The following is a 14,960-nucleotide window of genomic DNA, read 5'->3' on the forward strand; positions in this document are numbered from 1 at the left end:
CAAAGCGGACCAGCCGCTACGACAGCCACTTGGCAAGCTTCGCCTTGCGCACATCCCTGACCAGGTTGATAAAACCGTCGGCCTGCATTTCCGCCGTCAGCCGGCCCTTCTCGGCCGTGGCGATGGAGGCGTCGCCGACCACGCCGTTCGGATTGAGGTCGCTGGCGATCCAGGCGAAGGCATGCGTGCCGGTGTGGCGCAGCAGGGCGAATTCCTTTTCGGCGTGCCCGACATTGGAGACGAAATTCTCCGCCTTGCTGATGTCGACGAGGTCGGGCCGGAAGTGCAGCATCAGCGAGGTCTCGACATCGCCGCCATGGATGCCGTGACGGTCCTCGAGCTCGGTGTACATGCCGGCCGGGCGGCCGAAGCGCTGCCAGCTCGTCTTCACCGACAGCATTTTGGCGCGCACGCGCAATTCGCGCGAAATGATGCCCATGATCTCTTCATTACCGCCATGCGAGTTAACGACGATCAGCTTTCTTACTCCGGCGCGGGCGACCGACAGGCCGAGTTCGGTCCAGGCGTCGACCAAGGTGGTGGCGGGCAAGGTGAGCGTTCCCGGCGCATGCAGATGCTCGTTCGACTTGCCGACCGCCTGCACCGGTAGGATGCGGATGTCGAGATCGTCGGGCAGGCGCGCGATCACCGTCTCCAGCATGCCCATCATGATCGAGGTGTCGGTCGAGACCGGAAGGTGAGGGCCATGCTGCTCGATCGCCGCCACCGGCAGCACGGCGATGGTCGCTTCGGCGTCGATCGAGGCGTATTCGGTCGTCCGGTAATCGCCCCACCACACGCGTCTTGTCGTCACGTTTCGTCTCCCGATTGGTCTGCTGTCCGGCCTGAAGGTCTAGAGCCTATCCCCTGAAACAGCTAGCCCGCTGCCAGAACTTCGACCTCGACCTTGAATTCCGGGCGGGCGAAGCCGGAGACGATCATCAGCGTGGAGGCCGGCGCCGGATCGGAAAAGAGCCGGTTGCGGACATCCATATAGGCCTGCAGGTGCTCGCGGCCGATAACGAAGGCGTTGATGCGCACGATGTCGTTCAAGGTCAGCCCGGCCTCGCTCAGAATCGCGGCGATGTTCTTGAAGCAGAGCTCCGTCTGCGCGCCGGCATCCTCCGGCACGGCATCGTCGGGGCCGATTCCCAATTGACCCGAGCAGAGCACCAGGCGCTTTCCGGCCGGTATTTCGACGCCGTGGCTGTAGCGGGCGAAAGGCGGCTTGATCGACTTGGGGGCGAGGTATTTGAGCATGGCATTCTCCTGTCGGCCGACAGCCTAGTGGCGGATTCATGAAACATTCAAGATGCCGTGGACGCCGCCAGGAGCGATTATGGACAGGCGTCCAAAAAATAGGCACGATGCCTCGCGTACGGCATGACCCGTCCGGTCTCGGCAACGACTGCCGCACGAGCAGGCGGCCCTGGCGGTGGCATGTGTCTTGCTTCTTGAATCAATGGTGTCGAGCCCAGCGCGTTGCGCGCCGGAGCCAAGAGAGGGTGAGTTTATGATCGGACAAGGAAAGATCCTGGCGGGCGCCGTCGTCCTGCTGGCTGCGGGCACGCTGACTGCTGCCGCGAACGAGAAGGTGACGTTCGGCACCAACTGGCTGGCCGAGCCGGAGCATGGCGGCTACTACCAGGCGATCGCCGACGGCACCTATGCCGCCTGCGGCCTTGATGTCACCATCATGCAGGGCGGCCCGCAGGTCAGCGGCCGGCCGATGCTGCTTGCCGGCAAGATCGATTTCTACATGGGCGGCAACCTGCTGTCGGCCTTCGATGCCGTGCAGCAGGGTATTCCGATGCGCGTCGTTGCCGCCGATTTCCAGAAGGATCCGCAGGTCATCATGTCCCATCCGGGAGAGGGGCTGGACAAGTGGGAAGACCTGAAGAACGCCGACCAGTACATCATGGGTGACGAAGGCGCGCAGACCTTCTTCCAGTGGATGGTCACCGATCTAGGCTTCGACGCCGCCAAGCGCGTGCCCTACACGTTCAATCCGGCGCCCTTCATCGCCAACAAGAAGTCGATTCAGCAAGGCTATGTGACCTCCGAGCCGTTCGCGGTGCAGAAGCAGGGAGGCTTCACGCCGAACCAGTTCCTGCTTGCGGACAATGGCTGGGACACCTATGCGACGACCATCGAGGTGATGCAGGATACGATCGACAAGCGGCCGGAGGTGGTCCAGTGCTTCGTCGATGGCTCGGCCAAGGGCTGGTACAAGTACCTCTATGGCGACAACAAGGCCGCCAACGACATGATCAAGAAGGACAATCCCGACATGACGGATGAGCAGATCGCCTTCTCGATCGAGCAGTTGAAGAAGTTCGGCATTGTCGATTCGGGCGATTCGGAAAAGCTCGGCATCGGCACGATGAACGAAGCCCGCATCCAGAGTTTCTACGACAAGATGGTCAAGGCCAAGGTCGCGCAGCCGGGTCTCGACATCAAGAAGGCCTATACGCTGGCCTTCATCAACAAAGGTGTCGGGCTGGAGCTGAAGAAGTAAGGCGGCCGGCCTGAGATGATCCAGGAGAAAGTGGCTGAGACGCCGGCGGCATCGGGCGAGGCTCCGATGCTGCTGGCATTACGCAATGTCGGCAAGGTTTTTTCCAACGGCGTGACGGCGCTGAGCAAGGTCGACCTGGCGATCCGTGAAGGCGATTTCCTGAGCCTGCTCGGCCCCTCCGGTTGCGGCAAGTCGACGGCGCTCCGGCTGATCGCCGGCCTCTCGACGCCGACTTCCGGCCAGCTCGACTGGCGCGGCTCGATCGACCGCTCGAATATCGGCTTCGTCTTCCAGGAGCCGACGCTGCTGCCCTGGGCCAGCGTCTTCGACAATGTCTGGCTGCCGCTGAGGCTAAAGAACGTGTCACGCGCCAGGGCGGAACCCGCCGTGATGGAGATGCTGTCGCGCGTCCATCTCACCGGCTTCGAGAACGCCGTGCCGCGCGAGCTTTCCGGCGGCATGAAGATGCGCGTCTCGATCGCGCGGGCCATGGTGACGAAGCCGCGCATCCTTCTGATGGACGAGCCTTTCGCCGCGCTCGACGAGATCACCCGCTTCAAGCTCAACAACGATCTTCTGGAGCTGTGGCAGGACGAGCGCTTCACCGTCGTCTTCGTCACCCACAGCGTCTTCGAGAGCGTGTTCCTATCCAGCCGCGTCGTCGTCATGGCCGCGCGGCCGGGCCGCGTCCATGGCGAACTCCCCATCAACGCGCCCTATCCGCGCGACGAGGCGTTCCGCACCTCGCCGGGCTATGCTGCGCTTTGCCGGCAGGCCTCGGGCGTGCTGGTCGACGCAATCAACTCAACCGCCGGATCGCAAAATGACGGCCATTGAAGACAATGTCCTGACGCTCGATCCGGAAGAGGCGCGCCGCGCCCGCCAGGAGCGGCTGGAGCGCATCGGCAAATGGGTGCTGCCGCTGGCGATCATGGTGCTGGCGATCGTGCTGTGGGACCGCATCTGCGTCTGGAACGAGATCCCGCAATATATCCTGCCGCGGCCGGCCGTGGTGCTGCAGACGCTGCACAACGATGCGGGGCTGCTCTTCTCCTCGCTGCTGGTGACGCTCAGGATCACCTTCCTCAGCTTGGCTCTCGCCGTCATCGGCGGCGTCGGACTGGCGGTGCTGTTTGCGCAGTCGAAATGGGTGGAAATGTCGTTCTTCCCCTTCGCCATCGTGCTGCAGGTGACGCCGATCGTCGCCATCTTCCCCTTGATCAACATCTATGTGGACAACCAGACCGTCAAACTGCTGCTGTGCGCCTGGATCGTCGCCTTCTTTCCGATCCTCTCCAACACCACGCTCGGCCTGAACTCGGTCGATCGGAACCTGCGGGACCTGTTCAAGCTCAACGGCGCGACGCGCTGGCAGCAATTGCGCTATCTGCGGCTGCCGGCGGCGATGCCCTATTTCCTCGGCGGGCTGAAGATCGCCGGCGGCCTGTCGCTGATCGGCGCTGTGGTGGCGGAATTCGTCGCCGGCGCGCAGGGGCAGTCGTCCGGGCTTGCATCGCGAATAATCGAGGCCGGCTACCGGCTCAACGCGCCGCGCCTGTTCGCGGCGCTGATCCTGATCTCGCTCACCGGCATATTGATCTTCCTGGTGCTGTCGCTGGTGTCGCATCTCATCCTGCGCCGCTGGCACGAGAGCGCGCTGAAACAGGAGCGGTAAGGTGCGCGACGCGGTTGAGAATAGTGAGGCGCCCATTTGGGCACCAGTTCTGCATAAGACAGCGGGGGCCAGGCCTTGATACCAACCTCTGGTTCTTATTGTCTGGCTAACGTTCGGCTTCATCGATCGCTCACGCCGGGTCTTGCCGCCGCTTTCGACTCGGACGGGTTTGCGCTTGCCAACATTACCATCACCAACGGCAAGATCGCCGATCTTGCCGCGCACGACCAGGCAGAGGCGCACCCCGGCGCGATCGACCTTGCCGGCCGCATCGTGATGCCGTGCTTCGTCGACTGCCATACCCATATCGACAAGGGCCATGTCTGGCCGCGAAAGCCCAATCCGGACGGCACTTTCATGGGCGCACTCAATGCCACCGGCGCCGACCGCACCACGCGCTGGAGCGCCGAGGATGTCGCGCGCCGCATGGACTTCTCGCTGCGCTCGGCCTACGCGCATGGCACCAAGGCCGTGCGCACGCATCTCGACAGCGTGCCGCCGCAGGAGGAGATCTCCTGGCCGGTGTTCGAGGCGATGCGCGAGAAGTGGCGCGGGCGCATCGAGCTGCAGGCGGCCTGCCTGCTCGGCATCGAAGGCGTGCGCGACAAGGCCTGGTTCGAACGGTTGGCGAAGCGCGTCGCCGCGGCCAAGGGCGTGCTCGGCGTCGTCACCTATATGGTGCCCGACCTCGAGGAACTGCTTGACCAGGTGTTCGCCCAGGCGATCGAGCATGGGCTCGATCTCGATTTCCATGCCGACGAGACCGACGATGTCGCGGCCATCTCGCTGAAGAAGATCGCCGAGGCGTCGCTGTGGAACGGTTTCGAGGGCAATATCCTGGTCGGCCATTGCTGCTCGTTGGCGCGCCAGCCGGACCTCGAGGTGCTCGACACGCTGGACAAGATGGCGAAGGCGCGGCTTGCCGTGGTGTCGCTGCCGATGTGCAATCTCTATCTGCAGGACCGCCGCAGCGATCACACCACCCCGCGCTGGCGCGGCGTGACGCTGCTGCACGAGATGAAGGCGCGCGGCATCAAGGTGGCGGTTGCTTCCGACAACACGCGCGATCCCTTCTACGCCTATGGCGATCTCGATATGCTCGAGGTCTACCGGATGGCGACGCGCATCCTGCATTTCGACCACCCGGTCGGCGACTGGCCGAAGGCTGTAGCGGCGACGCCGGCCGAAGTGATGCGGCTCGACGGCGCCGGCACGCTGGCCGCCGGCGGCAGCGCCGACTTCGTTGTCTTCAAGGGGCGGAGCTGGACCGAATTGCTGTCGCGGCCCGAATCGGATCGCATCGTGGTGCGCGACGGCAGGGCGATCGAACGCCAACTGCCCGACTATGCCGAACTCGACGAACTGATGGTGTGATGATGGATATCGCAGCGCTGAAGCGCGATCTCGAAGGGATCAAGCTCGACGACCATCCGGCCATCGTCCAGCAGAAGAGCCGCGACTTCTACTGGTACAGCCCGGTGCTGAAGGCGCAACTCGATCACATCAAAGGCGACCTGATCGTTACCCCGAAGAGCGAGGATGAGGTGATCCGCGTGCTTGCCGCATGCCACCGGCATGGCGTCCCGGTGACGCCGCGCGGCAGCGGCACCGGCAATTACGGGCAGGCGATGCCGTTGTCGGGCGGCGTGGTGCTGAACCTCGCCGAGATGAACGAGATCAAGACGATCGCGCCGGGGCGGGTGGTGACCGGGCCGGGCGCGGTGCTGGCCGACATCGACAAGGCGACGCGGGCGCATTCCGGACAGGAGCTGAGGCTCTCGCCCTCGACCTACAACACCGCCTCGATCGGCGGCTTCATCGCTGGCGGCTCGGGCGGCGTCGGCTCGATCAATTTCGGCGGCTTGCGCGATTTCGGCAATGTGCTGCGGCTGCGCGTCGTCACCATGGAGGCCGAGCCCAAGGCGCTCGAGCTCACCGGCGAGGATCTGCACAAGGTGACCCATGCCTACGGCACCAACGGCATCATCACCGAGGTCGAGATGCCGCTGACCGCCGCCTATGATTGGATCGACGTTATCGTCGGCTTCGACAAACTCATGGGTGCAGCCCGCTACGGCAACGCGCTGGCCTGCCAGGACGGCATCCTGACCAAGCTGATCACGCCGATCGCCGCACCCGTGCCGCAGCTCTATTTCAAGCGGCACCAGAAATTCCTGTGCGAGGGGCAAAGCATCTGCGTCGTCATGGTCGCGAAGCACGGGCTCGACGCCTTCCTGGCCTTCACCCGGCGCGCCGGAGGCGAGGTCATCTTCAATGCGGCGACCGCGACGGACGAGGACAAGAAGGGCCTGCCGCCGGCCTATGAGCTTGCCTGGAACCACACGACGCTGAGGGCACTGCGCGTCGATCCGTCGATCACCTATCTGCAGTCACTCTATCCGTTCCCCAACCAGCTGGCGCTGGTCGAGAAGATGGACGCGATGTTCCCGGGCGAGGTGTTCTCGCATCTGGAATTCGTGCGGCTCGACGGCAACATCACCTGCTTCGGCCTGCCGCTGGTCAAGTTCACCACCGAGGCGCGGCTCAACGAAATCATCCGCCTGCATGAGGAGAATGGCTGCCCGATCTTCAACCCGCACCGCTACACGCTGGAAGAAGGCGGCATGAAGCAGACCGACGAGATCCAGCTTGCCTTCAAGCGCCAGACCGATCCGCAAGGGCTGCTCAATCCCGGCAAGATGATCGCCTGGGAAAACCCGGACTATGATTATCGCTCCGGCCGCACGTTCCTGTTCAAGGGATTGCAGAAGGCGGGGTGATGAAAATCCTCGTGCTTTACGCTCATCCGGTGGAGACCAGCTTCAACGCCGGCCTGCACAAGACGATCGTCGAACGGCTCGCCGCAGCCGGGCATGCGGTCGACGATTGCGATCTCTACGCCGAGGATTTCGATCCAAGGCTGACGCGCGCCGAGCGGCTCGGCTACCACGACCCGCGCGGGCCGGACGACGCGGTCGCCGGCTATGTCGAAAGGCTGAAGAATGCCGAAGCGCTGGTGCTGTCGTTTCCGGTCTGGAACTATGGCTATCCGGCGATCCTGAAAGGTTTTTTCGACCGCGTCTTCCTGCCCGGCGTGTCGTTCAAGCTGGTCGACGGCAAAGTGCAGCCGACATTGCACAACATCCGCAAGCTCGCGGCCATCACCACCTATGGCGGCAGCCGCTTTCGCGCCATGCTGGTGGGCGATCCGCCGCGCAAGATCGTCAAGCGCATGCTGCGGGCGACCATCAAGCCAGGCGCTCCTGTCTCCTATCTCGCGCATTATTCGATGAACCTCTCCACCGAGGAGACGCGCAAAGTCTTCATGGCGAAGGTCGCGGCGACGATGGACGCCTTCTGATGCGCGTGCTGGTGGTCTATTGCCATCCGGTGCCGGAAAGCTATTGCGCGGCGATCCGCGACATGGCGGTGGAGGTGCTGAAAGGGCGAGGCTGGGACGTGCGGCTGCTCGACCTCTATGCTGAGAATTTCGATCCGGTGATGAGCTGCGAGGAGCGGCGCCTCTACAACGACCGGGCGCCGCAAGACCCTGCGCTGACGCCGCATTTCGAACATCTGCAATGGGCGCAGGCGATCCTCTTCATCTATCCGACCTGGTGGTACGGGTTGCCGGCGATGCTGAAGGGCTGGTTCGACCGCGTGTGGGCGACCGACATCGCCTTCAAGCTGCCGGCCGGCAAGGGGCGGATCACGTCGCTGATGCGGCACGTCACCAAGGTCGGCGTCATCACCACCTGCGGCGCGCCGACCTGGTGGAGCGTGGTCGTCGGCCAGCCGGGACGCAAGACGATTTTACGCGGCATGCGGGCGCTATGCGCCACGCGCTGCAAGACGTTTTTCCTGGCGCACTATTTGATGGATGCCTCGACACCGAAGAGCAGGGCGGGGTTTCTGGTCAAAGTCCGCAGGACGCTTGAGCGGTTTTAGGGGGCCTTCAGCTATCCTGCGGGATTGTGGCGAACGCCTTTTTTTATGCGGAAATGAAGTGCATAATAAGGGCATGACCAAGCTTTTCGAGCATGCAGTCCAACGTGTTCGCACCTTGCCTCCTGAATTGCAGGACGAGTACGCACGTGTCCTCTTGCGCCTCGCGGGTGAAGTGGGGGACGAACCTATTCACCAACTGAGCCGAGAGGAAAAAGCCTCGCTCGCAATGTCCCGAGCGCAGGCTGCGCGTGGTGAATTTGCAACCGACGAGGAAGTCCGCGCTGTTTGGGCGAAGCACGGCCTGTGAAGCTTCGTTACACGCCGGCGGCGTTAGCCGAGTTAGACGAGGTTCTCGGCAATATCGCGTTGCAGTCACCCAAAGGGGCGAAGCGGATCCAAGCCAGACTCCACGCAGTCATCAATCTATTGCTTGAACATCCTTTGGCCGGCGTTGCTACAGACGAAAGGCCGATGCGCCGGATTGTCGTGCGGCCTTATCCCTACCTGATCTACTATGAGCCTTCCGCCGCCGAAATTGTGATTGTCGGTATCCGACACGGTGCTCGCGATCCGTCAACCATGCCGGACAAGTAATAGCGACTCTTGGTCACGCCTGCGGGCAATCCTGCCCGAAGCCGCGAGAGGAAAGCTACATCCTCACTCGTTCCGCCTTCGGATCGTACATCGGCTTCAGCGAGGCTTCCGCCGTGAAACGCTCGCCGGCGATCTCCACCTCATAGGATGAGCCCAGCACATCCGCCTCGCTCTCGCCTTGGCAAGGCACATAGCCAAGCCCGATCGCGCCGCCGAGATGGTGGCCGTAATTGCCTGATGTGATCGGGCCGACGATCTTGCCGTCGCGCAGGATGGCCTCGTTGTGGAAGAGGAGCGGCTGCGGGTCCTTCAGACGAAACTGCACCAGCCGGCGTGACAGACCGGCTTCCTTCTTCCTGAGCACAGCGTCGCGGCCGATGAAGCCGGATTTGCTCGTCTTCACCGCAAAGCCGAGGCCCGCCTCCAGCACATTGTCCTCGTCGGTGATGTCGTGGCCGAAATGCCGGAAGGCCTTTTCGATGCGGCAGGAATCAAGCGTGTGCAGGCCGCAGAGTTTCAGGCCGACATCGGCGCCGGCTTCGGTGATCGCCTCGAAGACATGGGCCGCCTGCTCGGTCGATACATAGAGTTCCCAGCCGAGCTCGCCGACATAGGTGACGCGGTGGGCGCGGGCCAGACCCATGCCGATCTCGATCTCCTGGAAAGTGCCGAACGGATTGGCTTGGTTGGAGAAGTCGTTCGGGCTGACCTTCTGGATCAGTTTTCGCGCCTCCGGACCCATGACGCAGATCACGGCTTCGGCGGCGGTGACGTCGGTGATGACGACGAACTCGTCGGCGACGTGCTTTCTCAGCCAGGCGAGATCACGCTGCAGCGTGGCGCCAGGCACGACCAGGAAATAGGCCGTCTCCGACAGCCGCGTCACGGTGAGGTCGCTCTCGATGCCGCCGCGCTGGTTGAGCATCTGCGTGTAGACGATCTTGCCCGGCGCAACGTCCATGTCGTTGGCGCAGAGCCGCTGCAGGAAGGCGCAGGCATCGCGACCCTCGACGCGGATCTTGCCGAAGGAAGTCATGTCGAACAGGCCGACGCCGTTGCGGACGGCAAGGTGCTCGTCGCGCTGGTTGTCGAACCAGTTCTGCCGCTTCCAGGAATAGCGGTATTCGCGCTCCTGGCCTTCGCGCGCGAACCAGTTGGCGCGCTCCCAGCCCGCCACCTCGCCGAAGACGGCGCCGCGCGCCTTCAGGTGCTCGTGCAAGGGCGAGCGGCGCACGCCGCGCGAGGTCGCCATCTGGCGATAGGGGAAATGGTCGGCATAGAGCAGGCCGAGCGTTTCGGAGACGCGCTCCTTGAGGTAGCGGCGGTTCTTCTGGAAAGGCTGGGCGCGGCGGATATCGACCTCCCACAGGTCGAAGGGCGCCTCGCCGTCATTGATCCATTGCGCCAGCGCCATGCCGGCGCCGCCGGAGGAGACGATGCCGATCGAGTTATAGCCCGTCGCCATCCAGTAGCCGGAAAGCTCCGGCGCCTCGCCGAGATAATAGCGGTTGTCCGGCGTGAAACTCTCCGGGCCGTTGAAGAAGGTATGGATGCCGGCGGTGCCCAGCATCGGCATGCGGTTGACGCCCATTTCGAGGATGGGCTCGAAATGGTCCATGTCCTCGGGCAACTGGTCGAAGCAGAAATCCTCGCGGATGCCGTCCATGCCCCAGGGCTTTGCCACCGGCTCGAAGGCGCCGAGCATCATCTTGCCGGCGTCCTCCTTGTAGTAGGCGCACTCGTCCGGCACGCGCAGCACCGGCAGGCGGGAGAGGCCGGGGATCGGCTCGGTGACGAGATAGAAATGCTCGCAGGCATGCAGCGGGATCGTAACGCCGTTCTGCCGACCCAACTCGCGCGCCCACATGCCGGCGCAGTTGACCACGATGTCGGTCTCGATCGTGCCTTGCTCCTCACCCTGCGCCCAGGAGACGCCGGAGACGCGGCCGTTCTTCGTATGAACCTTTGTGACCTTGACGTTCTCGATGATGGAAGCACCGCGCTGGCGCGCGCCCTTGGCCAGCGCCATGGCGATGTTGGCGGGATCGCACTGGCCGTCGAGCGGCAGATGCACGGCGCCGACCACATCCGAGACGTTGAGATGCGGGTACATCTCCTTGACCTCGCGCGGCGAAATCTCGCGCACGTCGACATCGAAGGCGCGGGCGAGCGAAGCCTGCCTATAAATCTCGTGCTTGCGCTCCTCGGTCAGCGCGACAGTGATCGAGCCGACCTGGCGCATGCCGGTGCCGACATCGGTCTCAGCCTCGAGCTTGACGTAGAGATCGGCCGAATATTTCGCCAGCCGCGTCATGTTCTGGGAGCCGCGCAACTGGCCGATCAGCCCGGCCGCATGCCAGGTGGTGCCTGAGGTGAGCTGCTTGCGCTCCAAGAGCACGATGTCGGTCCAGCCGAGCTTGGCCAGATGATAGGCGACCGAGCAGCCGGAGACGCCGCCGCCGATGATTACCGCGCGGGCTTTGGCCGGGATGGTCTTGGTCATGCGGCCTCGCGGCGATAGTTGGAAGCGAAGCGGCGAACGCGAAGCGCTGCTTCCTTGAGGACGGGTTCGGGCTGGCAGAGGCTGATGCGGATGTGGCCGGCGGCGGCCTCGCCGAAGCTCGATCCGGGCATCACGCCGACCTTTTCCTTGTCGAGCAGCGCCCAGGCGAATTTCTCGTCGTCGGGTTCGACCGCGGAGACATCGAGCATGATGTACATGCCGCCTTCGGAGCCGCGCACGGTGACTTCGTTGGCTCCGCGTATGGCATCGAGGAAGATCGTGCGCCGCGCGGCGTAACGCTCGGCGATATCCTTCACGCCATAGTGGTTTTCAAGCGCCTCGGCGCAAGCGATGGAGATGAAGGCCGGCAGGCCGTAGGTCGTGACCAGATTGAGGTCGGTCATCAGCGCGATCATCGCTTTCGGCCCGGTCAGCCAGCCCATGCGCCAGCCGGTCATGCCGTGGCTCTTCGACATGGAGTTGATGACCAGGGTGCGCTCGGCCATACCGGGCAGCGAGCGCGGCGAGATGTGCTCGCCGCCGCCGAGCGTCCAGTAGACCTCGTCCGACAGCAGCCAGAGATCGTGCTCCTTGCAGATTTCGGCCAGCTGTTCGAGCCGTTCGCGCGAATAGACGGCACCGGTCGGATTGTTCGGCGTGTTGATCAGTATGGCGCGGGTGTTGGGTTGAAGCGCGGCGCGGATCATCTCCGCGCGGGGTTGAAACCCATCTTCGGCCGGCGTCTCGACCACCGTGAAGCTGGCGCCCGCGGCGCTGAAGGTGTTGGGGTAGGTGGCGTAGTAAGGCGCGACTACAATGGCGTGGTCGCCAGGATCGAGCACGCCCTGCACGGCCGCGTACAGCGCTGCCTGGCCGCCAGGCGTGGCAATGACCTCATCGGGTTCCGTGAGGATGCCGGCGCAAACGGTCGCGGCGGCGGCCATCGCCTTGCGCAGGCGCGGCAGGCCGGGCAGCGGCGTGTAGTGATGGTTGCTGCCGCGCACGGCAGTCACGCAGGCTTCGATGGTTTCCGACGGCGTGTCGAAGTCGTGGTCGCCGACCGAGAGCACGATGATGTCTTCGCCGGCCTGCTTGCGATTCCAGGCGGCGAAATGGACCTCCCAGCCGTCCTTGCCGGAAGGCACGATACCGGTAATGCGCTTTGATGGCTTCGGCATCAGGCTCTCAACCTCTCATTCTTCGGATCCCACAGGGGCTCGTCCTTCTGGACGACGGCTACGAAGCGATCGCCAAAAATCTCGACCTCGACCGCCGTGCCCGGCTCCGTGAGATCCGTGCGCAGCATGCCGAGCGCGATCGACTTGCCGACGCGGTGGCCCCAGCCGCCCGAAGTCGTCTCGCCGACGATCGTGCCGTCGTGCCAGAGCGTCGACATATAGGGCGCGTCGCAGTCGCCGGGGTTCTCGACAACCAAAGTAACGAAGCGCTTCTTCACGCCCTGCTGCTTCTCGTTGAGGAGAGCCGCCTTGCCGCGGAATTCCGGCTTGTCCCATTTGACGAAGCGCTCCAGGCCGCCCTGCAGGATCGAATAGTCGGTCGACAGATCGCCCTTCCAGGCGCGGTAGCCTTTTTCCAACCGCAGCGAATCCAGCGCATACATGCCGAAGGGTTTTAGCCCGTGCTTCCGGCCGGCGGCCCAGACGGCGTCGAAGACGGTCGCCGTGTCCGCGACCTTGGTGTGGATTTCCCAGCCGAGCTCGCCGGCGAAGGAGACGCGCACCAGCTTCGCCCAGCGCCCGGCAATGGTTGTTTCCTGATGCGTCAGCCAGGGCAGCGTCAGGTCGGCGTCGCAGACTTCGGCCAGGATTTTTCGCGAATTCGGGCCGGTCAGAATCTGCGTCGAAAATTCCTCCGTACGGTCGGTCAGCGTGAAGGCCGCATCGGCGGGCATGCGCGACTGCAGCCATTCGAAATCGTGCCACTGCGCGACAGCCGCAGTGATCAGCGTCATCCGGTCTTCGCCATGGCGCACCACAGACATTTCGGTGACGATGCGGCCCTTGTCGTCAGCGAAATAGACGAGGCCGATGCGGCCAGGCTTCGGCACAAGGCCGGTGACCTGCAAGGCCAGCCAATCGGCCGCGCCCGGACCTTCGAGGTTGAAGCGCGAGAAGCCGGGCAGGTCGAGGATACCGGCGGCGTCGCGCACGGCAAGGCATTCCTCGCGCACGCGCTGCTGCCACGGGCCGTCGCGGCGGAAGGTGAGGGTAGACTCTTCGGAAGTATCATCGCCGGGTTGTGCGTACCAAGTCGCGCGCTCCCAGCCATTATAGGCGTCGAACTGGCCGCCCAGCGCCTTGATGCGATCATGCAGCGGCGACAGCTTACGGTTGCGCCCCTCCGGCCAGGCATGGCGCGGGAACTGGATGGCGTATTCGTTGCCGTAGATCTCCATGCCCTTGGCGACGCAATAGTCGGGCGCCGAGGCGAAGCTGGTGAAACGGCGCGGATCGCAGGACCACATATCCCATTCGGTCTGGCCTTCGGTGACCCATTCGGCCAGCACCTTGCCGGCGCCGCCGCCTTGCGCGATGCCGAAGGTGAAGACGCAGGCCTCATACGCGTTCGGCACGCCGGGCATCGGCCCGATCAGCGGGTTGCCGTCCGGCGCGTAAGGGATCGGTCCGTTGATCACCTTGGAGAGGCCGGCGGTGCCGAGGATCGGTACGCGGGCGACAGCGTCGGCGAGGTAATGTTCGAGGCGGTCGAGATCGTCGGGGAAGAGCTGGAAGGAAAAATCCTCCGGCATCGGATCGTTGTGGGTCGCCCAATGCGCGCGGCAATTGCGCTCATAGGGGCCGAGATTCATGCCGCTCTTTTCCTGGCGCAAGTAATAAGACGTGTCGACGTCGCGCAGCAGCGGCAGCTTGCGGCCCTGTTCCTTCGTCCACGCGGCAAGCTCGGGGATTTCCTCGAACAATATGTACTGATGACTCATCACCATCATCGGCACGTCGCGCCCGAACATCCTGCCGACTTCGGCGGCGCGGTAGCCGGCCGCATTGATGACGATCTCGCAGCGGATCTCGCCTTGCGGGGTGGCGATCACCCATTCGCCGTTCTCGCGGCGCACGCCGGTGACCGGGCAGAAGCGGATGATCTTGGCGCCCATGTCACGCGCGCCTTTGGCCAGCGCCTGGGTCAGCTGAGCCGGGTCGATGTCGCCGTCGCTCGGGTCATAGAGCGCGCCCTTCAACTCATGCGTCTCGATGAAGGGGTAGCGGCGCTTGATCTCGTCGAGGCCGACGACGTCGATATCCATTCCCTGGTAGCGGCCCATGCCCTTGGCGCGCTGGAATTCCTGCATGCGCTCCTTGGTATGGGCGAGCCGGAGCGAGCCGGTTACATGGTAGTTCATCGGATAATCGACCGCTTCGGCCAGACCCCGGTAAAGCTCGGTCGAGTAGCGCTGCATGTTCATCAGCGACCAGGACGAGGAGAAGGTCGGCACGTTGCCGGCGGCATGCCAGGTCGAGCCTGAGGTCAGCTCGTTTTTTTCCAGAAGCACGCAATCGGTCCAGCCCGCCTTGCAGAGGTGATAGAGCGAGGAGGTGCCGACGACGCCGCCTCCGATGATCACCACGCGTGCCGTGGTCGGCAAACCGGCCATTTCTTCCTCCAGAGTCTCAGCGCTTCGCGCTTCGATTTTTGTTTTTGATGCATGTCGTTATCCCAAAACCGCTTCGCACTTTTGGTTGACA

Annotated in this window: 14 protein-coding genes; 9 read left to right on the plus strand and 5 right to left on the minus strand. The window is 63.7% G+C overall.

The annotated features are described in order from the left end of the window. Positions 1 to 16: 16 nt before the first annotated feature. Positions 17 to 814 (minus strand): creatininase family protein, encoded by a 798-nt coding sequence (locus LB520_RS01100; RefSeq protein WP_224636107.1) that lies wholly within the window; start codon positions 812 to 814, stop codon positions 17 to 19. A gap of 62 nt (positions 815 to 876) precedes the next feature. Then, positions 877 to 1,260 carry a RidA family protein gene (locus tag LB520_RS01105; protein WP_224545481.1) on the minus strand — a complete coding sequence of 128 codons (384 nt, stop codon included), beginning with the start codon at positions 1,258 to 1,260 and terminating at the stop codon, positions 877 to 879. 253 nt (positions 1,261 to 1,513) lie between these two features. On the opposite strand from LB520_RS01105, the gene LB520_RS01110 reads away from it, so the two are divergent. The 9 genes from LB520_RS01110 (at position 1,514) to LB520_RS01150 (ending at position 8,735) form a co-directional block, all read left to right on the plus strand. Next, positions 1,514 to 2,518, plus strand: a complete 1,005-nt coding sequence (locus LB520_RS01110) for an ABC transporter substrate-binding protein (protein WP_224636109.1) — start codon at positions 1,514 to 1,516, stop codon at positions 2,516 to 2,518. A 15-nt stretch (positions 2,519 to 2,533) separates the two neighbouring features. Then, entirely contained in the window at positions 2,534 to 3,355 is an 822-nt protein-coding gene (locus LB520_RS01115) for an ABC transporter ATP-binding protein (RefSeq protein WP_224636110.1), read from the plus strand. After that, complete coding sequence (locus LB520_RS01120) at positions 3,342 to 4,193, plus strand: ABC transporter permease (RefSeq protein ID WP_224636112.1); 852 nt, start codon at positions 3,342 to 3,344, stop codon at positions 4,191 to 4,193. Before LB520_RS01115 ends, LB520_RS01120 begins: the two co-directional genes overlap by 14 nt. A 75-nt stretch (positions 4,194 to 4,268) precedes the next feature. Continuing rightward, complete coding sequence (locus LB520_RS01125; RefSeq protein ID WP_224636113.1) at positions 4,269 to 5,567, plus strand: cytosine deaminase; 1,299 nt, start codon at positions 4,269 to 4,271, stop codon at positions 5,565 to 5,567. A 2-nt stretch (positions 5,568 to 5,569) separates the two neighbouring features. Continuing rightward, positions 5,570 to 6,973 (plus strand): FAD-binding oxidoreductase, encoded by a 1,404-nt coding sequence (locus tag LB520_RS01130; protein ID WP_224636524.1) that lies wholly within the window; start codon positions 5,570 to 5,572, stop codon positions 6,971 to 6,973. Beyond that, a complete protein-coding gene (locus LB520_RS01135; RefSeq protein WP_224636115.1) occupies positions 6,973 to 7,554 on the plus strand; it encodes an NAD(P)H-dependent oxidoreductase in 582 nt (193 codons plus the stop codon). Before LB520_RS01130 ends, LB520_RS01135 begins: the two co-directional genes overlap by 1 nt. Continuing rightward, positions 7,554 to 8,141, plus strand: a complete 588-nt coding sequence (locus tag LB520_RS01140; protein WP_224636116.1) for an NAD(P)H-dependent oxidoreductase — start codon at positions 7,554 to 7,556, stop codon at positions 8,139 to 8,141. The genes LB520_RS01135 and LB520_RS01140 overlap by 1 nt, the downstream gene beginning before the upstream one ends. 73 nt (positions 8,142 to 8,214) lie before the next feature. Continuing rightward, a complete protein-coding gene (locus tag LB520_RS01145; RefSeq protein ID WP_095764901.1) occupies positions 8,215 to 8,448 on the plus strand; it encodes a hypothetical protein in 234 nt (77 codons plus the stop codon). After that, positions 8,445 to 8,735, plus strand: coding sequence for a type II toxin-antitoxin system RelE/ParE family toxin (locus tag LB520_RS01150; RefSeq protein WP_224601904.1), 291 nt, complete (start codon positions 8,445 to 8,447; stop codon positions 8,733 to 8,735). Before LB520_RS01145 ends, LB520_RS01150 begins: the two co-directional genes overlap by 4 nt. A 55-nt stretch (positions 8,736 to 8,790) precedes the next feature. On the opposite strand, the gene LB520_RS01155 is transcribed toward LB520_RS01150, so the two are convergent. The 3 genes from LB520_RS01155 to LB520_RS01165 are packed head-to-tail and all read right to left on the minus strand — an operon-like array spanning position 8,791 to position 14,869. Continuing rightward, positions 8,791 to 11,238, minus strand: a complete 2,448-nt coding sequence (locus LB520_RS01155; RefSeq protein ID WP_224636118.1) for an FAD-dependent oxidoreductase — start codon at positions 11,236 to 11,238, stop codon at positions 8,791 to 8,793. Then, on the minus strand, positions 11,235 to 12,416 hold the full coding sequence (locus LB520_RS01160) for a pyridoxal phosphate-dependent aminotransferase (RefSeq protein WP_224636119.1): 1,182 nt from the start codon (positions 12,414 to 12,416) through the stop codon (positions 11,235 to 11,237). The genes LB520_RS01155 and LB520_RS01160 overlap by 4 nt, the downstream gene beginning before the upstream one ends. Beyond that, entirely contained in the window at positions 12,416 to 14,869 is a 2,454-nt protein-coding gene (locus LB520_RS01165) for an FAD-dependent oxidoreductase (protein WP_224636121.1), read from the minus strand. The genes LB520_RS01160 and LB520_RS01165 overlap by 1 nt, the downstream gene beginning before the upstream one ends. Between the last annotated feature and the right edge of the window lie 91 nt (positions 14,870 to 14,960).

The organism is Mesorhizobium sp. CA12 (assembly GCF_020165255.1).
GTDB lineage: Bacteria > Pseudomonadota > Alphaproteobacteria > Rhizobiales > Rhizobiaceae > Mesorhizobium.